Here is an 18,980-nt window from a genome sequence, read left to right on the forward strand (position 1 = left end):
TAGCCGCTTCGCGCCCGGCGCCGCTGCTTTCCGGCAGCGCGGCGGTACAAAAAGCAACGGACGGCCGGGCTCGCGCCCGCCGTCCGTCGTTGCCGCGGCGTGGCCGCCCGGCCGCTTAATTAGGCACGTTCACCGGGATCGGCGACAGCACGTTCTTGCCGTTGCCCAGCTGGCCTTCCTGGTTGCGGCCCCAGCCCCACAGCGTGTTGTCGGTTTTCAGGCCAAAGCTGTGCGCGGCGCCGGACGTGACCGTCACCCAGGTGGTGCCGGTGCCGATCTGCACCGGGAAGGAGGAATCCGTGTCGCCGTTGCCCAGCTGGCCTTCGGCGTTCGAGCCCCAGCCCCACAGCGTGCCGTCGGAGCGCACGCCCATGGTGTGGCTGGCGCCGGCCGCGACCACCGTCCAGTTGTTGATGTCGGACTGAATCACCTTGGGCGCGTTGACCGACGCGCTGCCGTTGTCGCCCAGCTGGCTGGAACCGTTCGCGCCCCAGCCCCACAGCACGCCGTTGGCGCTGATGGCCATCGAATGGAAGGCGCCGGCCGAGACCGAAGCCCAGGTCGAGGTGCCGATCTTCACCGGCGCCGGCACCGATGCGGTGTTGCCGGCGTTGCCGATCTGGCCGCTCTCGCCGCCGCCCCAGGCCCACAGCGTGCCATCCTTCTGCAGACCCAGCGTATGGGTTTCGCCGGCGCTGACCGTCAGCCAGGTGGCCACGCCGATCTTGGTCGGCACCAGCTTGCCGATCTGGGTGCCGTCGCCCAGCTGGCCGTTGAAGTTGCGGCCCCACGCATACAGGATGCCGGTGGTCTTGATCGCCAGCGCATGGCCCTTGCCGGCGGTGACGAAGGCCCAGTCGGTGTCCTTGCCGATCTGCACCGGCACCGACCTGGAAACGGTGGTGCCGTCGCCCAGCTGGCCGTTCTGGTTCAGGCCCCAGGCCCACAGCGTGCCGCCGGTGGTGCTGGTGCCGGAGGTGCGGATCGCCACGGCGAACTGGTCGCCGACGGCGACCGTGCGCCAGGTGGTGGTGCCGGCGCCGGCGTTGACCACCACCGGGGCGTTGCGGGACGTGTTGGAGCTGTCGCCCAGCTGGCCCTGGATGTTCGAGCCCCAGCTGTACAGGTTGCCATCGGCCTTGCGGGCGATGGTCTGGTAGCCGCCGGCCGACACCATGGTCCACGGCGAGGTGATGGTCACCGCCAGGCTGCCGACGATGCTGTCCTGGGTGGCGTTGATGGTTTCCGTGCCCACGCTCTTGCCGGTCACGATGCCGCTGCTGAAGGCTTGCGCCACGGTGGCGCCGCCGCTCTTGGTGCTCCACACCAGGCCGCCGGCCGCGTTCAGCACCTTGGTGGTGCCGTCCGAATAGGTGCCGGTCGCCACCATCGTCTGGCTGGTGCCGATAGGAATAGTCGTGCTCGGCGCGCTGACGGCGATGCTTTTCAGCGTGGCGACGGCCGGCGTCGTCGTGCTGCCGCCGCCACCGCCGCCGCCGCACGCGGCCAGCACGGCAAACAACGGCGCCAGCAGCAGGGACGAGAATTTAAAATTTTTCATGATCTTCCAGTTCACAGAATGAGGTCTGCGGTGTGCGGCCATCCGGACCGGTGGCCAGCCTGCAACCAGTGTACCCGCAAGCACCTTCCGCACATCGCTAGAGCAGGCCTGAATTATCCACGCAATTGCGTCGATGGCATACTTTAACAACATTTCTTTCGGGAATGAACAAAAAAATAGCCCCCTGTGGCCTCGCGGGCGCGCAGGGGGCTGTTTGACGACGTCCTGGAAGCTTACTTGCGTCCGCGCGGCGCCGGCTTGCCGCCCTTGGCGGGAGCCGCGGCGGCCGGCTTCTTGACCTTGATGGTGTCGAGGATGGAGGCGCGCGGCTTGGTGTCGAGCGACTGGCGCGCGGTCAGCGAGCCGGTCAGCGCATTGGCGCGCTGTCCTGGCTGGCGCTGCTGCGGCTGGGCCGAGGCGACGATGCCGGAGCGGGCGCCCTTGGCCGACGGCGCCGGGCCGGACGGCGCGCGCCGGCTCGGGTCCGACATGCCGCCTTCGCCCGCCGACCACGACGGGATCAGGTGCTTGTCGCCGTTGCCGATCAGGTCGCCACGTCCCATGGCCACCAGCGCCTCGCGCAGGATGGGCCAGTTTTCCGGGTCCTGGTAGCGCAGGAACGCCTTGTGCGTGCGGCGGATCTTGCCGCTGCGCGCGGTTTCCACCACTTCCGAATCCTCGCTCACCTTGCGCAGCGGGTTCTTGCGCGTGTGGTACATGGTGGTGGCCATCGCCATCGGCGTCGGCATGAAGGTCTGCACCTGGTCCAGCTTGAAGTTGTTCTTCTTCAGCCACAGCGCCAGGTTCAGCATGTCGAGGTCGGTGGTGCCCGGGTGCGCGGCGATGAAGTAGGGAATCAGGTACTGCTTCTTGCCCGCTTCCAGCGAGAAACGGTCGAACATTTCCTTGAATTCGTCGTAGGCGCCGATACCCGGCTTCATCATCTTCGACAGCGTGTTTTCCTCGGTGTGCTCGGGCGCGATCTTCAGCAGGCCGCCGACGTGGTGGGTCACCAGTTCCTTCACATACTCCGGCGAGCGCACGGCGATGTCGTAGCGCAGGCCCGACGAAATCAGGATCTTCTTCACGCCCGGGATCGCGCGCGCCTTGCGGTACAGCGAGATCAGCTTGCTGTGGTCGGTGCCCAGGTTGACGCAGATCGACGGGTAGACGCACGACAGGCGGCGACACGATTCCTCGATCTTCGGATCCTTGCAGGCCAGCCGGTACATATTCGCGGTCGGCCCGCCCAGGTCCGAAATCGTCCCGGTGAAGCCCTTGGTCTTGTCGCGGATGTGCTCGATCTCGCGCAGGATCGACGGCTCGGAGCGGCTCTGGATGATGCGGCCCTCGTGCTCGGTGATCGAGCAGAAGGTGCAGCCGCCGAAGCAGCCGCGCATGATGTTGACCGAGAAGCGTATCATTTCCCACGCCGGGATGCGGGCCTTGCCGTACGAAGGATGGGGCGCGCGCGCGTAGTTCATGTCGTACACGCCGTCCATCTCGTCCATGCGCAGCGGCAGCGGCGGCGGATTCAGCCAGACGTCGCGCTCGCCGTGCGCCTGCACCATGGCGCGCGCGTTGCCGGGATTCGATTCCAGGTGGAACACGCGCGAGGCGTGCGCATACATCACCGGATCGGTGCTGACGGTTTCGTACGACGGCAGCCGCACCACGGTCTTGTTGTGCTTTTCCCTGGCCATGGCCTGGCGCTCTTCGCGGCTCATGATGCGGATCGGCTTGACGACCTCGACCGGCTCGACCGGCTTCGGCTCGACCATGCCCTCGTCGACCTCGGCTTTGGCGCCGCCGTTCTCGGTGGCGCACGACGAGGTGTTTTGCTGCACCATCATGTAAGGATCGGGATGGGTGTCGATCTTGCCCGGCACGTCGACGCGGGTGCTGTTGTGCACGCCCCAGTCGGCGTCCGGCAGCCAGCCGGCCGGCACCAGGAAGGCGGTGCCGCGCAGGTCGCGGATCGATTTGATGTCCTCGCCGGCCGCCATGCGGTGGGTCAGGTCGACCAGCGCGCGCTCGGCGTTGCCGAAGATCAGCAGGTCGGCCTTGGAATCGGTCAGCACCGAGCGCCGCACCTTGTCCGACCAGTAGTCGTAGTGGGCGATGCGGCGCAGCGACGCTTCGATCGAGCCGATCACCACCGGCGTGCCGGGGAAGGCTTCGCGCACGCGCTGGGCGTAGACGGTGACGGCGCGGTCGGGGCGCTTGTTCGGTTCACCGTTGGCGGTGTAGGCGTCGTCGGAGCGGATCTTGCGGTCGGCCGTGTAGCGGTTGACCATCGAATCCATGTTGCCGGCGGTGATGCCGTAGTACAGGCGCGGCTTGCCCAGCGCGCGGAAGGCGTCGGCGGAGGTCCAGTCCGGCTGCGAGATGATGCCGACGCGGAAGCCTTGCGCCTCCAGCAGGCGGCCGACCAGGGCCATGCCGAAGCTGGGATGGTCGATGTAGGCGTCGCCGGTGACGAGGATGACATCGCACTGGTCCCAGCCGAGCGCGTCCATCTCGGCGCGGGACATCGGCAGGAAAGGCGCAACGGCAGCGCGGGCAGACCGCTTCGGGACGGTCGCAAATAAATTGGTAGGGGAGCTCATATTGGACGGCATTGTACCGGAAACGGCCCCGCTCCGCTCACGCCAAAATTAAAAATTCTTTTACTATTCAATCACTTGTGAGGAAATGATGACAGACTCACATTGCTTTGCGGCGCGGCTTTGCTATAACGGGTAGATACGGATCGTTGAGGAGACCGACATGCGACGCCGACTTTATTTCATGCTGCCCGACGTGCCGAGCGCCCGTTCCATGCTGGACGAGCTGCTGCTGGCCCGGATAGAAATCGGCCATATGCGCTTCATGGCCAGGGAGCCGCTGCCGCCCGACATGCCCGATGTCAGCTTCGTGCAGCGAACCGATCTGATCCATGGCGCCCAGCTGGGCATCGTCATCGGCTCCATCGTCGGCCTGGGAGCCGGTATCTTCCTGACATTGTTTCCCGTGGACGGCATGACGATGCGCACCGCGGCCATCCTGCTGGTGACCTTGGGCGGCGCGCTGTTCGGCGGCTGGGCCTCCGGCATGAACGCGGCGGCCGTGCCGAATACCCGGCTGCGCCAGTTCGCCCCGCAAATCGAGCAGGGCCAGGTGCTGTTGATCGTCGACGTGCCGCCAAGGCGCGTGCTGGAGATCGAAGAGATGATCGCCAAGCGTCATCCCGAAATCAGCTTTGGCGGTATGGAACCGCCGATGCTGGCGTTTCCGTAACGCCGGCTGCCCGGGGCCATAGCTGCCCCGGGTTCTCTTAAATTCCCATATTGGACAGGATGTTGCCCAGCTCGCGCAGGGCCGGTTCCAGTTGCGGATGCTTGACGGCGAACTTGGCCGACAGTTCCTGCGTCCGCTCCGCCAACCCGTAGGTGGTGGTTTCGCCGGTCTCCGGCTCCTTGCCGCGCTCCAGCAGCGACTTGATGTCACCGTCCAGTTGCAGCAGCAATTCCTGCAATTCCTCGTCGATCGGACCGGCCTGCGCCAGGTTGGCGTGCAGGGTCTTGAGCGATGCTTTCAGATTGCTGTCCATAGTCGTCCCCGTTTTGGTTCAGTCGCTAAAGGTGGTGGCCACGTAAAGTTCTTCGACCTTGGTCCTGGCCCACGGCGTCTTGCGCAGGAACTTCAGGCTGGACTTGATGCTCGGATCGCTGATGAAACAGTTGATGTCGATCCGTTGCGCCAGTTGTTCCCAGCCGTAATGCGCGTGCAGACGGGTCACGATGGCTTCCAGCGTCACGCCGTGCAGTTCGTTGTTACTCATAGGTTGGTACTCACATCTTACTCATAAAAGAAGGGCTGGACTCGATTCTACACAAATCAAGTCCAGCCCCGGGTTCGCTACTTAACTAAAAGTTTACTTCTCGGTCAAGCCGCGGCGTTCCAGCAGCGGCTCGATCCTGGCGTCGCGGCCGCGGAAGGCGCGGAACATCTGCATCGCATCCATGGTGCCGCCCTTGGACAGCAGCATCTTGCGGAAGTAGTCGCCGTTCTTGCGCAGCATGCCGCCGTTTTCGTTGAACCACTCGACGGTGTCGGCGTCCAGCTTTTCCGACCACAGGTAACCGTAGTAACCGGCCGAGTAGCCGCCCGAGAACACGTGCGAGAAGTAGGTGGTGCGGTAGCGCGGCGGCACCGGCGCGTAATCGACGCCGGCGGCCTTCAGCGACGCGGCCTCGAAGCCCAGCACGTCGGCCGGGATCTGCGACGCGCCCAACTGGTGCCATTTCTGGTCCAGGATGGAAGCGGCCAGGTACTCGGTGGTGCGGAAGCCTTCATTGAATTTCTTCGAAGCGACCACCTTGTCCAGCAGTTCCTGCGGCATCGGCGCGCCGGTCTGGTAGTGCTTGGCGTAGTTGGCCAGCACCGCCGGGTACACCGACCACATCTCGTTGACCTGCGACGGGAACTCGACGAAGTCGCGCGGCACGCGGGTGCCGGAGAAGCGCGGGTACTTCACGTTGGAGAACATGCCGTGCAGCGCATGGCCGAACTCGTGGAACATGGTGCGCAGTTCGTCGTAGGTCAGCAGTGTCGGCTCGCCGTCGTTCGGCTTCGGAATGTTGAGGTGGTTGGCCACCACCGGATGGGTGCCCATCAGCGACGATTGCGTCACATAGGCATTCATCCAGGCGCCGCCGCGCTTGTTGCTGCGGGCGTAGAAGTCGGCGATGAAGATGGCCAGCTGCTTGCCGTTTTCATCGAACACGTCGAACACGCGCACGTCCGGGTTGTACACCGGCAGGTCCTTGCGCTCCTTGAACGACAGGCCGTAGACCTTGTTGGCGGCGAAGAACACGCCGTTGGTCAGCACGTTGTTGAGTTCAAAGTAAGGCTTGAGCTGGTTCTGGTCGAAGTTGAAGCGCTCGGCGCGCACCTTATCGCTGTAGAAGGACCAGTCCTGCGCGGCCAGCTGGAAGCCGCCGTGTTCCTTGTCGATCACCTGCTGGATCTCGGCGCCTTCCTTCTTGGCATTGGCGACGGCGGGACGGGCGAACTCGGACAGCATCTTGTTGACGGCTTCCGGATCGTGCGCGGTCTGGTCTTCCAGCGAGTAGGCGGCGAAGCTAGGATAGCCCAGCAGTGCGGCCTTGTCGGCGCGCAGCTTGGCCAGTTGCAGCACCACTTGCGTGTTGTCGAACTTGCCGCCATGGCTGCCGCGCGCCAGCGAGGCCGCCATCAGGCGTTCGCGCACGGCGCGGTTGGTCAGCACCGCCAGGTTGGCCTGGCCGGTGGTGTTGACCACAGGGATGGCGAACTTGCCTTCCAGGCCGCGCGTCTTGGCGACGGCGGCGGCGGCGTCGATCGCCTTGTCCGTCATGCCGGCCAGCTCTTCGCGGGTGTCGACCACCAGCGCCGAGGCGTTGGCTTCTTCCAGCACGTTCTGCGCGAAGGTGGTCTGCAGCTTGGCCAGTTCCGCGTTCATCGACTTCAGCTTTTCCTTGTCGGCGTCGGACAGCTTGGCGCCGGCGCGCACGAAGTCGGTGTTGTAGCGCTCCAGCAGGTACTTGGACTCGGCGTCCAGGTGCAGCTTGTCGCGCTTGTCGTACAGCGACTTGATGCGGGCAAACAGCTTGGCGTTCAGGCGGATCGCATCGCTGTGCGCGGCCAGCTTCGGCGACAGCTCGCGCTCCAGCGCCTTGAAGGTGTCGTTGGTGTTGGCGCCCGACAGGTTGCCGAACACGCTGGACACGCGCGACAGCAGCAGGCCGGATTTCTCCATCGCGACGATGGTGTTGTCGAAGGTGGCCGGCTTCTTGTTGTTGGCGATGGCCTCGATCTCGGCCGCCTGCTGGCGCATGCCTTCGGCGAAGGCCGGCGCGTAGTCGTCGTTCTTGATCTGGTCGAAGGCCGGGTAGTTGAACGGCAGCGTACTGGCCTTGGCAAACGGGTTGCTGGCCGGGAGCATCGATGCCGGTTCGGCGGCATGGGCGACGCTGCAGATGGCGGCGACGCCGGCGGCGATCAGGATGTTGGTACGATTCATGAGTATCCTTCTATATATATTGTTTAGATTATTTACCGGTCAGGCCGCGGCGTTCCAGCAGCGGCTCGATCACAGGATCGCGGCCGCGGAAGTTGCGGAACAAATTCATCGCATCGTCGGTGCCGCCGCGCGACAGCAGCTTGGCGCGGAACCAGTCGCCGTTCTCGCGTTTCAGGCCGCCTTTTTCCTTGAACCATTCGACGGTGTCGGCGTCCAGCTTCTCGGACCACAGGTAGGCGTAGTAGCCGGCCGAGTAGCCGCCGGAGAAGCTGTGCGAGAAGTAGGTGGTGCGGTAGCGCGGCGGCACCGGCGCGAAATCGACGCCCATGTCCTTCAGCGACTGCGCTTCAAAGCCCAGCACGTCGGTCGGGATCTGCGCCGGCGTCAGCTGGTGCCAGCGCTGGTCCAGCAGCGATGCGGCCAGGTATTCGGTGGTCATGAAGCCCTGGTTGAATTTCTTCGACGCGATGACCTTGTCCAGCAATTCCTTCGGCATCGGCGCGCCAGTCTTGTAATGCTTGGCGTAGTTGGCCAGCACTTCCGGCCACACGGCCCACATCTCGTTCACTTGCGACGGATACTCGACGAAGTCGCGCGGCACGCTGGTGCCGGAGAAGCGCGGGTACTTCACGTTGGAGAACATGCCGTGCAGCGCGTGGCCGAATTCGTGGAAGGCGGTCTTCACTTCATCGTAGGTCAGCAGTGTCGGCTCGCCTGCGGGCGGTTTCGGAATGTTGAGGTGATTGGCCACCACCGAATGGGTGCCCAGCAGCGACGATTGCGAGATGTACTCGTTCATCCAGGCGCCGCCCTGCTTGTTGGAGCGGGCGTACATATCGGCCAGGAAGATCGCCAGCTGCTTGCCGTTGGCGTCGAACACATCGAACACGCGCACGTCCGGGTTGTACACCGGCAGGTCCTTGCGCTCCTTGAACGACAGGCCGTACAGCTTGTTGGCGGCGTAGAACACGCCATTGGTCAGCACGTTGTCCAGTTCGAAGTACGGCTTGAGCTGGTTCTCGTCGAAGGCGAAGCGCTGCGCGCGCACCTTGTCGGTGTAGTAGGCCCAGTCGGCGGCGGCGATCTGGAAACCGCCCTTGTCGGCGTCGACCACGGCTTGCAGGTCGGCCGCTTCCTTCTTCGCGTTGTTGACGGCCGGCTTGGCCAGCTCGCCCAGCAGCTTGTTGACGGCGGCAGTGTCGTGCGCGGTCTGGTCTTCCAGCGAGTAGGCGGCGAAGTTGGCGTAACCCAGCAGCGTGGCCTTCTCGGCGCGCGCCTTGGCGATCTTCAGCACCAGCTCGCGGTTGTCGAATTCGCCGCCGTGGCTGCCGCGCGCCAGCGAGATCGCCATCAGTTTTTCGCGCACGGCGCGGTTGGTCAGCTCGGCCAGCGGCGGCTGGCCGCTGGTGTTGACCACGGCGACCATGAACTTGCCGTCCATGCCCTTGGCCTTGGCTGCCGCGGCGGCGGCGTCGATCGCCGCTACGCTCATGCCGGCCAGTTCGGCGCGGGTGTCGACCACCAGCGCCGAAGCGTTGGTTTCCTTCAGCACGTTCTGGGTGAAGCTGGTTTGCAGCGTGGCGATGGCGCCGTTCAGCGCTTTCAGTTTTTCCTTGTCGGCGGCCGACAGGTTGGCGCCGGCGCGCACGAAGTCGGTGTGATAGCGCTCCAGCAGGTGCTTGGATTCGGCGTCCAGCTTGAGCGCATCGCGCTGGTCGAACAGCGACTTGACGCGCGCGTACAGCCTGGCGTTCAGGTAGATGGCGTCGCCGTGGGCGGCCAGCTTCGGCGACATCTCGCTATCGATCGCATCCAGCTTGTCGTTGGTGTTCGCGCCTTGCAGGTTGGCGAAGGTGGTTTGCACGCGGGTCAGCAGCGCGCCGGATTTTTCCATCGCGACGATGGTGTTGTCGAAGGTCGGCGCCGCCTTGTTGTTGGCGATGGCGTCGATTTCCTTCAACTGGATGCGCATGCCCTCGGCGAAGGCCGGGGCGAAGTGTTCGTCCTTGATCTTGTCAAACGCCGGATAGTGGAACGGCAGCGTGCTGGCGGTGGCGAGCGGATTGCCGGCCAGCGTGGCGGCGGGAGCGGCCAGGACGGTCTGCGAAAAAGCCAGGCCGAGAGCGGCCGCGACAACGAGCATTTGAGGACGGGACATGGATAACATCTTTCAAAAAACGCCAGGGGAAATGCTGACGCGGCAAAAGCGCAGCATGGAAGCGCCAGATCATAGCAGCGTGTTATGGCGTCGTCACGGCCGAAAAATGCTGCACTGCACTTGATCGGAAAGCATGGAGTTTTTCCGAAGAAAACTTTGTTTTCTTGTCAGCTTTGCAGCTACACTGAGGCTGTCACGCAACACTTAGCCAAAGAAATGAACACCCAACAACTCAAGCGTCATTGCCTGCAATTTCCTGGCGCCGTGGAAACCCTGTACGGCGCGCCGGCCAATATCCTGGTGTATGCGGTGGAGGGGAAGACCTATGCGTATTTCAAGACCAGCGAGCCGGAACGGTGGCGTTTCAGCGTCCGCGTCACGCCCGGCCGCTTCATCGAATTGACCGATGTGCCTGGCGTCAAGCCGGCCCGCTTCCGCGCCCGGCATCACTGGGTGACCATTGTCGACGTGAGCCGGTTCCCGGCCGATTACCTGACCGAACTGGTGGCCGGCTCCTACCGGCGCGCGGTGGAGTCGCTCACCAAGGCCCGGCAAAAAGCGTTGAAGGCTTCAGCTCCGGAACATGCTAGCTTCAATGCGCCGGTCTGGCAGGAACCATAGCCCGGCGACCAGCACATAGAAAGCGAACGAGATACCGATGTGCAGGAAGGCGGCGGGAATCGCCAGCAAATACAGCGCCGCCGAGGCGATGCCCTTCAGTTCCTTGCCGACCGCCTGGGCCAGGACGGCGTCGCGCGGGTTGCGCGCGATGAGCGCTTTTTCCAGCAGCGTGTACGCCACCGCCGACATGAACAGCATGCCGCCGTACAGCGCCACCGGCAGCGGCGCGAAATGGTTCTCGCCCATCCAGCCGGTGGCGAACGGCACCAGCGACAGCCAGAACAGCAGATGCAGGTTGGCCCACAGCACGCGGCCGTCGACCACCGATGACGCGTGCAGCATGTGGTGGTGGTTGTTCCAGAAAATACCCACATACACAAAGCTCAGCACATAGCTGAGGAACACCGGCAGCAGTTCCTGCAGCGCAGCGAAGTCCGCGCCGTGCGGCACCTTCAGTTCCAGCACCATGATGGTGATGATGATCGCGATGACGCCATCGCTGAATGCTTCCAACCTGCCTTTACCCATTGTTTTGCTCTCCATCGATGTTCGTTGCGCCGCAGGACATTAACACAAGTACAATCGCCATATGACTGCAGATTTCAACATCGGCAAGACGCCTGTTGGCGAAGCGCCAGACTATGCGACCTATACCGAGGCCGAACTCGGACAGGTGCTGGCGCGCATCGACCGGGCGCGCTTCCCTGAACGGGTGAAGCAGGTAGAACATTATCTGGCCAGTTTCGCGCAGGCGAAATCGGCCGCCGCCCCCGCCGGAAATGCATGCCGAAAGATTTCGGTCTCCCCGTCTGCGCTCGGCGTCAAGCTTCCACTATACGGCTTTTCCGCCGTCTCCTTTGCGCTGCTGGTAGCCGCACTGATCTTTACGGAAAAAGCCTACGCCTTGATGTCGTGGGCGGCCCTGCTCCTCGCGGCCGGCATATTTGGCTACCTTCGCGGCAGCGATTTTCAACTGGAGGTTTTCGATTACGGCGAGGGCCTGGAATTCAAGCACGACGGCAAACAGGCCTATGTCGCGCTAAGGCATATCGACTGGGCCGAGATCGCCTATAACGACGATCAAAAGGACTGGATCGTTCTCCATCTGTCGTTCGCGTCGGCGCTGGGCGACAGGATCGCATTCTATCCCGCTGTCGACAGCCCGCGTTCACGCTCTTTCAACGATTTTTTCACCGACCTGAGCCGGCGCATCCACAGCGCGAAGCATGCTGCGCCAGCCCATGTCGCGCCTGGCGTATCAGGCTAGCTCTTCGTCCAGTTCGTCCGCGTTCAGCGTGATGTTGCGGCCCAGGGCCTTGGCGCTGTAGAGCGCGGAATCGGCGCGTTGCAACATCGATTCGATGGTCTCGTTGGCGGCCAGGCGCATCGCCACGCCGGCGCTGTAGGCCAGCGCATAGCCCAGCTCGCGCGGCGCCGCCTCTTCCAGCCAGGCGCGCAGGCGCTGGTCGAAGGCGCGCACGGCGGCGCTGTCGGCGTGGTTCATCAGCACGCAGAATTCCTCGCCGCCGTAGCGGCAGAACACGTCGCCGGTACGCGCCACCGCGCGCAGCGCATTGGAGAACAGCAGCAGGGCGCTGTCGCCCGCCGCATGGCCGTAGGTATCGTTGATCTGCTTGAAGTGGTCGAGGTCCACCATCAGCACGCCGACCGGCTGCTGGTAGCGCGCACTCATCGCCAGGTCGGTGCACGATTGCGCCAGCCAGGCGCGGCGGTTGAGCACGCCGGTCAGGCCGTCGGTGGTGGCCAGGCGCTCCAGTTCGCGCGCGGCTTCGTCGCGGTGCGCGAGCAGGATCGCCGCCAAGGTCAGCACCACCGTAACGTTGGCCACCAGCCCGAACACCAGGTTGACCAGATGCGGCGCGAAGAAGTTAGGGAACTCGGCCGTATAGAACGCGCCCAGCACGCCGCGCCAGGCGGTCACCGTCATCTGCGCCAGCAGCGAGATCACCAGCAACCAGCGCCAGCGGCCAAGCGGCAACAGCGGCTTGCGGCACAGCGAGACAACCACGACGGCCATCTGCAAGGTCAGCAGGCCGTTCGACCAGCCGACGCGGAATGGATAGCTGGAGAAGCCGGCGCCATAGCCCACCGTCAGCAGCACGGCGATCGCCACCGATGCGCGCGGCTTGGCGATGCGGCCGCACCACAGGTCGAAGGCGACCGAGTTGAACGCCATGCCGCCGGCGATGCCGGCCATCGACAGGGTCGACAGCAAGCGGTCCGGCCACGAATAGGGTACGGCCAGGCTGGACAGCAGCAGCAGGATCCAGCCGGCGGTTTGCAGCACGATGCCGGCCTGCGCCCGGCGCGCCGGCCGGTTGACCCGTCCCATGAAGGCAGGCAACGCCACCGCCATCGTCAACAGATTGAGCGTCATGACGAATAGCAGAGAGGCGACTTCGATATGCATGGGCGGGCGAAAGGGCTGAAAGTGAGGCGGGCTGCGGCTCGCAGGGGGGCAGTATAGCGCACAAAGAACTGCTTTCTTGGCAATCTTGGGAGCGGTCCGGCGTTCTTTACACCGCTGGGCTAAACTGGCGCTTGCTCATTACAACGATATGACACTCATGGAAAACTACGCTTCGCTGCTGGAATCGCTCAAGCAGCAGGAACAGGAACTGCAATTCGCCACATTCACCAACGAGACCGCGCTGGCGCTGGGACTGAAGGTGGTGGAGCTGGCCAGACAGCAGGGCAAGGCTGTCGCGATCAATATTACGCGCAACGGCCTGGTGCTGTTCCATCACGCGATGGACGGCACCTTCGGCGACCAGGCCGACTGGATACGCCGCAAGAACAACGTCGTGGCGCGCTGGGGCCACAGCTCCTACTACGTCGGCGTCGACCACAAGCGCCGCAACGCGGTGTTCGAGGATGCGGCGCACTACGACATCAAGGACTATGCGGCGCACGGCGGCGCCTTCCCCCTCATCATCCGCCATGTCGGTATCGTCGGCACGGTGACCGTGTCCGGCCTGCCGCAGGCGGAAGACCACGCGCTGGCGGTGGAGGCCATCCGCGCTGTCATTCAGGCAGGAACAGGCCTATGAACATCAGCAGCCAAAAAACCACGCCGAGCGCAATCCAGCCATAGTTGGCCGCCGTGAAACGGGCATTGCTCTCGCCTTCGGGATCGTTGCAAGCCAGGTTGATCTTGTCCTGCACGCTGGCGAAATAGGCCAGCAACGGCAGCAGGATCAACAGCGACAGGATATCGGTGACCGGCGAACCGATGGAACGGTAGGCGGCCCGGTCCAGCATCTTGGAAATCACTAACAAGACCGTCATCACGCAAGCCGTCGGAGCGGAATTCCATTTCGCCAGCTCGGGGTGCTCCTGCCCCTCTTCCCTGATATGCCGCAACAGCGAGAACATAAAGAAGAAGGGGAACAGGGCGCGCATGACCGGCCAGATTTTGCCAGCATCCGAATCGAAGTCGGAGCCTTCCTTATACGCCTCCCACTGCTTGTAGAACCAGTAGATGGAATACAGGCCGAGCGTGGCCAGATAGAGCACCGCCAGTTTGCGGCGCGATACGACAAAGAATTTGATGCGGGCAGGAGCGCTGGACAGGCTCGGATCGTGCGGCGCTATGGCCAGTTCTTCATTCATCTGGGATAGAGTCTTTGAGTTTTTAACAACTCAGTGTAACCCATACCCTGCCAGCCAGACAGACAGACAGATTGTCAGTAATGCGGCGGCGGTTCGTGGGCGGCGGCGCCGCCGCCACCGCTCTGGGCCTGTTCACGCACGTGCTGGACCAGCACGGCGCACATCTGCTCCAGCTTGTCGATCTGCTGCTGCTGTTCGTAGATCCTCTGGCCGAGCGACTCCACCAGGTGTTCCTGGTGCGCCAGTTTGATTTCGATATCGATAAAGCGGTCTTCGGTGGTGCTCACGGCGTGCTCCCTGCTGGAAAGCACGCATTGTACCGCCCTTACTTCAGGTAGACCCCGCCGCACACCACCATCTCGTCCTCGGGCACCGGCACGCAATACATGGTCTTGGGCTCGATCTTGCCGCTGACCGGATTGGTGAACTTGTATTCCTGCCAGAACGGCACCTTCTTCCTGGCCAGGTCGATGCGCTCTTTGATGAAGAACTTGCCGTCGATATCCTTAATTTCCATCAGGTTCTTGCCGATCATCTTGCCGTTGGCGCCATGCGCGCGCACCATGCCGTCCATGCCGTAGATCACCAGGTACAGGTCGCGATCGACGAACTGGCCTTCTTTATTGCTGATCTCGGCATAGGTCTTGTCCTTGCCGTTGGCTTTCAGGAATTTGAGGGATTTGGCCACCATCGCCTCGGCTTCCGGCTTGGTGGCAAACTCGGCAGCTTGTGCAGAGGGCAGCAGGGCGCTGGCGAATACGAGTGCGGTGACATATCGAGTAAACAAGTCCACCTCCGATAGAGTCGAGCCGGAACGGCCCGAGTCGATCCTAGCACAAGGCCTATGACTTGGGTGTGGCTAAAAGTTCCTTCATTCGTGCCAGCCGCTCCTTCGGCGTGATCACTTCCGATTCCATCGGCGCCGCCGTGCCCACGTCCAGCGCCATCTCCTTGATGAAGCGCGACGGGTCGCAATGGACCTGCTCGCCCGCGCGCTTGCGCTTCTTGCACCAGGTGATCTGCAAGGTGCGCTGGGCGCGCGTGATGCCGACGTACATCAGGCGCCGCTCTTCCTGCACGCGCGCGGCGATGGTCTCGGCCGGCGCGTCGGGATCGCCCTTGTGCGGCAGGATGCCTTCCTCGACGCCGACCAGGAACACGTGCGGATACTCCAGCCCCTTGGACGCATGCAGGGTCGACATGCGCACCGCGTCCGGATCCTCGTCCTGGCCTTCCAGCATGGACATCAGCGCCACCATCTGGGTCAGCTCCAGCACGTTCTTTTCTTCGCTGTCGCGGTCCTTGCCGCCGCGGCCGCGCTCCTTGAGCCAGTTGGTGAACTCCAGCACGTTCTGCCATTTGCCCTGCGCGGCGCGCTCGTCGAACATGTCGTACAGGAAGGATTCGTAGTTGATCGCTTCCAGCAGGTCGTCCAGCACCTGCGCCGCGTTGTCGCCGCTGCCGCTCGGGCCGGGACGGCTGGCGCGCGCTTCGAGGTTGTTGATGAAGTTGCAGAAGTCGCGCAGCGGCCCCAGCTGGCGGTCGTTCAGCAAGCCTTCGATGCCGCCCTTGAACACCGCCTCGAATAGCGAACACTGCCATTGCCCGGAGAAGGTGCCCAGCGTTTCCATGGTCGACTGGCCGACGCCGCGCCGCGGCGTGGTGACCGCGCGGATGAAGGCCGGATCGTCGTCGGTGTTGGCCAGCAGGCGCAGGTAGCTGATGATGTCCTTGATCTCGGCCTTGTCGAAGAAACTCTGGCCGCCGGAGATCGTGTACGGAATGCGCTCCTTGCGCAGCGCCTGCTCGATGATGCGCGCCTGGTGGTTGCCGCGGTACAGGATCGCGTAGTCGGACCATTTGTTCTTGCGCTGGAAGTGATCGGCCGAGATCATGATCGCCACCTGCTCGGCTTCCTGGTCGTCGTTGGCCATGCCGAGCACGTTGATCGGCTCGCCGAGGCCGTGTTCCGACCACAGCGATTTCTCGAACAGTTTCGGGTTGTTGCCGATCACCGCGTTGGCCGCCTGCAGGATGCGGGTGGTGGAGCGGTAGTTCTGCTCCAGCTTGATCACGGCCAGGTCCGGGAAGTCGGTCTGCAAGGTCTTCAGGTTTTCCACCGACGCGCCGCGCCAGGCGTAGATCGCCTGGTCGTCGTCGCCCACGGCGGTGAACATCGGCTTCTTGCCGACGCCCGTCACCATCAATTTGACCAGCTCGTACTGGCAGGTGTTGGTGTCCTGGTACTCGTCCATCAGCAGATAGCGCAGGCGGCGCTGCCACTTGTCGCGCACCGGCTCGTTGTTGCGGAACAGCTCCACCGGCAGGCGGATCAGATCGTCGAAGTCCACCGCCTGGTAGGCCGCCAGGGTCGCCACGTAGTTGGCGTAGATGCGCGCCGATTGCGCCTCGTCCTCGTCCTTGGCCTGCTGCAGCGCGATCGCCGGATCGACCAGGCCATTTTTCCACAGCGAAATGTCGGTCTGGATGCGCCGCACCACCTGCTTGTCGGTGGTGATGGCCAGGTCCTGGATCAGCGAGCCGCAATCGTCGGCGTCCATGATGGAGAAGCGGTCCTTGAGGCCGACGCCGTTGGCTTCCTGGCGCAAGATCTTCACGCCCAGCGAGTGGAAGGTCGACACCGTCAGCTGCTTGGCCTGCCGCGGCTGCTTGAGCAGCTTGGCGATCCTTTCCTGCATCTCCAGCGCCGCCTTGTTGGTGAAGGTCAGCGCGGCGATGCTGCGCGGATCGTAGCCGCGGTCCTCGATCAGGTGGGCGATTTTCTGCGTGATCACGCGCGTCTTGCCCGACCCGGCGCCGGCCAGCACCAGGCAGGGGCCGTCCAGATAGGTCACCGCTTCGCTCTGCGGTACGTTAAGGCCGAATTGTGGTGCTTTGGACATCGAGGGGGCTATGGCTGCGTATCAACCAGCCATTGTAGCAGCGCCGCCGGTCAGAAACCGGCCAGCACGATCTTGCCGATGGTGCGGCGGCTTTCCAGCGCGGCGTGGGCGCGGGCCAGGTTGGCGGCGCTGATCTTGCCATAGACCTCGCCGAGCGTGGTTTTCAGCTTGCCGGCGTCGATCAGCGCCGCCACTTCGTTCAGCAGCTTGTGCTGTTCGATCATGTCCGGCGTGCCGAACATCGAGCGGGCGAACATCATTTCCCAGACCCAGGTCACGCACTTGGCGAACAGCTTGTCCATGTCCAGCGGCCGGGTGTTGTGGACGACGCTGACCACCTTGCCCTGCGGCGCCACCACCTGCGCGATGGCGTCGAAGTGCGGATCGGTATCGCTCAGGCACAGCACGTAGTCGACGCCGGCGATCCCCAGCGCCAGCAACTGCGCCGCCATGTCGCCGTGGTGGTCGATCACGTGGTCGGCGCCCAGCCCGCGCACCCAGCTGGCCGATTCCGGACGCGAGGCGGTGGCGATCACCGTCAGCCCGGCCAGCTGTTTGGCCAGCTGGACGGCGATCGAACCGACGCCGCCGGCGCCGCCGATGATCAGCACGCTCCTGCCGGCATCGCCGCCATCGCGGCCGATGGCGAGGCGGTCGAACAGCGCTTCCCAGGCCGTGATCGCCGTCAGCGGCAGGGCGGCGGCGTGGGCGAAGTCCAGGCTGGCCGGCTTGCGGCCGGCGATGCGCTCGTCGACCAGGTGGAATTCGCTGTTGGCGCCGGGGCGGACGATGCTGCCGGCGTAATAGACGGTGTCGCCGGCCTTGAACAGGGTCACCTCCGGGCCGACGGCGGTGACGGTGCCGGCGGCGTCCCAGCCCAGCACGCGGGGCGCGGCATCGGCCGCCTCGCCGGCGCGTACCTTGGTGTCGATCGGATTGACGGAGACGGCTTCGATCTTGACCAGCAGGTCGCGGCCGGTGGCGACGGGCACGGCGATGTCCACATCTTTCAGGACGGTATGGGTGACGGCGATGGCTTTCATGGCATTTCCTCTACATGGTTGGGATGAACGCAGTATGAATTGCGGCATTTACTTTGATAATTGGCATAATGATGAAATCATTTTTCATCAAATCAATAAAATGGCTCTGGACTTGACCGATGCGGCACTGTTTGTACGGGTCTGCGCGACCCGCAACCTGTCTGCCGCCGGGCGCGAATTCGGCTTGTCGCCGGCCGCCTCCAGCGCCCGCATGGCGCAGCTGGAAAAGCAGTTGGGCGCCCGCCTGCTGCACCGGACCACGCGCCAGATCACCGTCACGCAGGAGGGCGAGGCCTTCCTGGAGCAGGCCCGGATCCTGCTGGACGCCGCCGAGCAGGCCATGGCCTCGGTGGGCGCAGGCAACGCGCAGGTGCGCGGCCTGCTGCGGGTGGCGTCCTCGGTCACGTTCGGCCGCGCCCACGTCATGCCGGCGATCGGCGACTTCCTGCGCGCCTACCCCGAGGTGCAACTGGACCTGCGCCTGGCCGATGGCCATCACGACCTGGCGGCGGACGGCATCGACGTCGCGATCCGCATCGGCCCGCTGCGCGATTCATCGCTGGTGATGCGGCCGCTGGCGCGCAGCCGCACGGTGCTGTGCGCGTCGCCGGCCTACTTGAAAGCATGCGGTACACCCCAACATCCGTCCGAGCTGCAGCGGCACCAATGCCTGGTGTTGCAGGCGATGGATCCCTGGCGCTTGCGCGCCCCGGACGGCAGCGAGTTGAAGCTGCGCGTCAACGGCCGCCTGCGCAGCGACAGCGGCCTGGCGGTACGCGATGCCGCTGTCGACGGCCTCGGGATAGCGCTGCTGGCGACCTGGCATGTGACCGAGCAGCTGCGCAGCGGAGAACTGGTGCGCATCATGCCGGGCTATCAGTCGGACGACTCGATGATTTCGGCGGTCTACCTGAACCGGAAATTCCTGCCGCCCAAGAGCCGGGCTTTCATCGACTTCTTTGCCCGGCGTTTCGCCGACCATCCCTTTTGGGAGCAGTCCTGATGCACCGCATGA

The 18,980-nt window shown here is 64.0% G+C and carries 18 protein-coding genes; 5 read left to right on the plus strand and 13 right to left on the minus strand.

Annotation, left to right across the window (positions count from 1 at the left end):
* Positions 1–115 precede the first annotated feature (115 nt).
* Together ACEN9F_RS17960 and ACEN9F_RS17965 are read right to left on the minus strand one after the other, a co-directional pair.
* The gene (locus ACEN9F_RS17960) at positions 116–1,561 is read right to left on the minus strand and encodes a hypothetical protein (RefSeq protein ID WP_413421868.1); all 1,446 of its coding nucleotides are present in this window, start codon (positions 1,559–1,561) and stop codon (positions 116–118) included.
* Positions 1,562–1,794: 233 nt separating this feature from the next.
* The gene (locus ACEN9F_RS17965) at positions 1,795–4,095 is read right to left on the minus strand and encodes a YgiQ family radical SAM protein (protein WP_413421870.1); all 2,301 of its coding nucleotides are present in this window, start codon (positions 4,093–4,095) and stop codon (positions 1,795–1,797) included.
* Positions 4,096–4,330: 235 nt separating this feature from the next.
* On the opposite strand from ACEN9F_RS17965, the gene ACEN9F_RS17970 reads away from it, so the two are divergent.
* On the plus strand, positions 4,331–4,840 hold the full coding sequence (locus ACEN9F_RS17970; RefSeq protein ID WP_413421872.1) for a DUF1269 domain-containing protein: 510 nt from the start codon (positions 4,331–4,333) through the stop codon (positions 4,838–4,840).
* A gap of 37 nt (positions 4,841–4,877) precedes the next feature.
* On the opposite strand, the gene ACEN9F_RS17975 is transcribed toward ACEN9F_RS17970, so the two are convergent.
* The 4 genes from ACEN9F_RS17975 to ACEN9F_RS17990 all read right to left on the minus strand — a co-directional run bounded on the left by ACEN9F_RS17975 (position 4,878) and on the right by ACEN9F_RS17990 (position 9,750).
* On the minus strand, positions 4,878–5,153 hold the full coding sequence (locus ACEN9F_RS17975; RefSeq protein ID WP_413421874.1) for a DUF4404 family protein: 276 nt from the start codon (positions 5,151–5,153) through the stop codon (positions 4,878–4,880).
* 18 nt (positions 5,154–5,171) lie between these two features.
* Positions 5,172–5,384, minus strand: a complete 213-nt coding sequence (locus ACEN9F_RS17980; RefSeq protein WP_413421876.1) for a VF530 family DNA-binding protein — start codon at positions 5,382–5,384, stop codon at positions 5,172–5,174.
* A 93-nt stretch (positions 5,385–5,477) separates the two neighbouring features.
* Entirely contained in the window at positions 5,478–7,607 is a 2,130-nt protein-coding gene (locus ACEN9F_RS17985; protein WP_413421878.1) for a M3 family metallopeptidase, read from the minus strand.
* Between the two features lie 28 nt (positions 7,608–7,635).
* Positions 7,636–9,750 (minus strand): M3 family metallopeptidase, encoded by a 2,115-nt coding sequence (locus ACEN9F_RS17990; RefSeq protein ID WP_413427096.1) that lies wholly within the window; start codon positions 9,748–9,750, stop codon positions 7,636–7,638.
* Between the two features lie 231 nt (positions 9,751–9,981).
* Between ACEN9F_RS17990 and ACEN9F_RS17995 the strand changes: the two genes are divergently transcribed.
* Complete coding sequence (locus ACEN9F_RS17995; protein WP_413421879.1) at positions 9,982–10,386, plus strand: MmcQ/YjbR family DNA-binding protein; 405 nt, start codon at positions 9,982–9,984, stop codon at positions 10,384–10,386.
* Here ACEN9F_RS17995 and ACEN9F_RS18000 read toward each other — a convergent pair.
* Entirely contained in the window at positions 10,336–10,914 is a 579-nt protein-coding gene (locus ACEN9F_RS18000) for a TMEM175 family protein (protein ID WP_413421881.1), read from the minus strand. The two genes, ACEN9F_RS17995 and ACEN9F_RS18000, sit on opposite strands and share 51 nt — an antisense overlap.
* 61 nt (positions 10,915–10,975) lie before the next feature.
* On the opposite strand from ACEN9F_RS18000, the gene ACEN9F_RS18005 reads away from it, so the two are divergent.
* On the plus strand, positions 10,976–11,653 hold the full coding sequence (locus ACEN9F_RS18005; protein ID WP_413421884.1) for a hypothetical protein: 678 nt from the start codon (positions 10,976–10,978) through the stop codon (positions 11,651–11,653).
* Here ACEN9F_RS18005 and ACEN9F_RS18010 read toward each other — a convergent pair.
* The gene (locus ACEN9F_RS18010; protein ID WP_413421886.1) at positions 11,645–12,817 is read right to left on the minus strand and encodes a GGDEF domain-containing protein; all 1,173 of its coding nucleotides are present in this window, start codon (positions 12,815–12,817) and stop codon (positions 11,645–11,647) included. The genes ACEN9F_RS18005 and ACEN9F_RS18010 overlap by 9 nt on opposite strands.
* Before the next feature lie 157 nt (positions 12,818–12,974).
* Here ACEN9F_RS18010 and ACEN9F_RS18015 point away from each other — a divergent pair, with 157 nt between their 5' ends.
* Complete coding sequence (locus tag ACEN9F_RS18015) at positions 12,975–13,457, plus strand: heme-degrading domain-containing protein (protein WP_413421888.1); 483 nt, start codon at positions 12,975–12,977, stop codon at positions 13,455–13,457.
* On the opposite strand, the gene ACEN9F_RS18020 is transcribed toward ACEN9F_RS18015, so the two are convergent.
* The 5 genes from ACEN9F_RS18020 to ACEN9F_RS18040 form a co-directional block, all read right to left on the minus strand.
* Positions 13,432–14,019, minus strand: coding sequence for a hypothetical protein (locus ACEN9F_RS18020; RefSeq protein WP_413421890.1), 588 nt, complete (start codon positions 14,017–14,019; stop codon positions 13,432–13,434). The two genes, ACEN9F_RS18015 and ACEN9F_RS18020, sit on opposite strands and share 26 nt — an antisense overlap.
* 74 nt (positions 14,020–14,093) lie before the next feature.
* Positions 14,094–14,306 (minus strand): SlyX family protein, encoded by a 213-nt coding sequence (locus ACEN9F_RS18025; protein ID WP_413421892.1) that lies wholly within the window; start codon positions 14,304–14,306, stop codon positions 14,094–14,096.
* 38 nt (positions 14,307–14,344) lie between these two features.
* Positions 14,345–14,806 carry a cache domain-containing protein gene (locus ACEN9F_RS18030; RefSeq protein WP_413421894.1) on the minus strand — a complete coding sequence of 154 codons (462 nt, stop codon included), beginning with the start codon at positions 14,804–14,806 and terminating at the stop codon, positions 14,345–14,347.
* 55 nt (positions 14,807–14,861) lie between these two features.
* On the minus strand, positions 14,862–16,922 hold the full coding sequence (locus ACEN9F_RS18035) for a UvrD-helicase domain-containing protein (RefSeq protein ID WP_413421896.1): 2,061 nt from the start codon (positions 16,920–16,922) through the stop codon (positions 14,862–14,864).
* Between the two features lie 50 nt (positions 16,923–16,972).
* Positions 16,973–17,965 carry a zinc-binding alcohol dehydrogenase family protein gene (locus ACEN9F_RS18040; RefSeq protein WP_413421898.1) on the minus strand — a complete coding sequence of 331 codons (993 nt, stop codon included), beginning with the start codon at positions 17,963–17,965 and terminating at the stop codon, positions 16,973–16,975.
* A 100-nt stretch (positions 17,966–18,065) separates the two neighbouring features.
* Between ACEN9F_RS18040 and ACEN9F_RS18045 the strand changes: the two genes are divergently transcribed.
* Positions 18,066–18,968 carry a LysR family transcriptional regulator gene (locus tag ACEN9F_RS18045; protein WP_413421900.1) on the plus strand — a complete coding sequence of 301 codons (903 nt, stop codon included), beginning with the start codon at positions 18,066–18,068 and terminating at the stop codon, positions 18,966–18,968.
* Positions 18,969–18,980: the final 12 nt, after the last annotated feature.

Source organism: Duganella sp. CT11-25 (genome assembly GCF_047302815.1).
Classification (GTDB): Bacteria; Pseudomonadota; Gammaproteobacteria; order Burkholderiales; family Burkholderiaceae_D; genus Rugamonas.

Bases quoted from the DNA above. Each gene is read 5' to 3' on its own strand.
- ACEN9F_RS18045 (WP_413421900.1), top strand. From the start codon at position 18,066: ATGGCTCTGGACTTGACCGATGCGGCACTGTTTGTACGGGTCTGCGCG.
- ACEN9F_RS17965 (WP_413421870.1), bottom strand. From the start codon at position 4,095: ATGTCCCGCGCCGAGATGGACGCGCTCGGCTGGGACCAGTGCGATGTC.
- ACEN9F_RS17960 (WP_413421868.1), bottom strand. From the start codon at position 1,561: ATGAAAAATTTTAAATTCTCGTCCCTGCTGCTGGCGCCGTTGTTTGCC.
- ACEN9F_RS18015 (WP_413421888.1), top strand. From the start codon at position 12,975: ATGGAAAACTACGCTTCGCTGCTGGAATCGCTCAAGCAGCAGGAACAG.
- ACEN9F_RS17990 (WP_413427096.1), bottom strand. From the start codon at position 9,750: ATGCTCGTTGTCGCGGCCGCTCTCGGCCTGGCTTTTTCGCAGACCGTC.
- ACEN9F_RS18005 (WP_413421884.1), top strand. From the start codon at position 10,976: ATGACTGCAGATTTCAACATCGGCAAGACGCCTGTTGGCGAAGCGCCA.
- ACEN9F_RS17980 (WP_413421876.1), bottom strand. From the start codon at position 5,384: ATGAGTAACAACGAACTGCACGGCGTGACGCTGGAAGCCATCGTGACC.
- ACEN9F_RS18040 (WP_413421898.1), bottom strand. From the start codon at position 17,965: ATGAAAGCCATCGCCGTCACCCATACCGTCCTGAAAGATGTGGACATC.
- ACEN9F_RS18000 (WP_413421881.1), bottom strand. From the start codon at position 10,914: ATGGGTAAAGGCAGGTTGGAAGCATTCAGCGATGGCGTCATCGCGATC.
- ACEN9F_RS18010 (WP_413421886.1), bottom strand. From the start codon at position 12,817: ATGCATATCGAAGTCGCCTCTCTGCTATTCGTCATGACGCTCAATCTG.
- ACEN9F_RS17995 (WP_413421879.1), top strand. From the start codon at position 9,982: ATGAACACCCAACAACTCAAGCGTCATTGCCTGCAATTTCCTGGCGCC.
- ACEN9F_RS17985 (WP_413421878.1), bottom strand. From the start codon at position 7,607: ATGAATCGTACCAACATCCTGATCGCCGCCGGCGTCGCCGCCATCTGC.
- ACEN9F_RS18035 (WP_413421896.1), bottom strand. From the start codon at position 16,922: ATGTCCAAAGCACCACAATTCGGCCTTAACGTACCGCAGAGCGAAGCG.
- ACEN9F_RS17975 (WP_413421874.1), bottom strand. From the start codon at position 5,153: ATGGACAGCAATCTGAAAGCATCGCTCAAGACCCTGCACGCCAACCTG.
- ACEN9F_RS18020 (WP_413421890.1), bottom strand. From the start codon at position 14,019: ATGAATGAAGAACTGGCCATAGCGCCGCACGATCCGAGCCTGTCCAGC.
- ACEN9F_RS17970 (WP_413421872.1), top strand. From the start codon at position 4,331: ATGCGACGCCGACTTTATTTCATGCTGCCCGACGTGCCGAGCGCCCGT.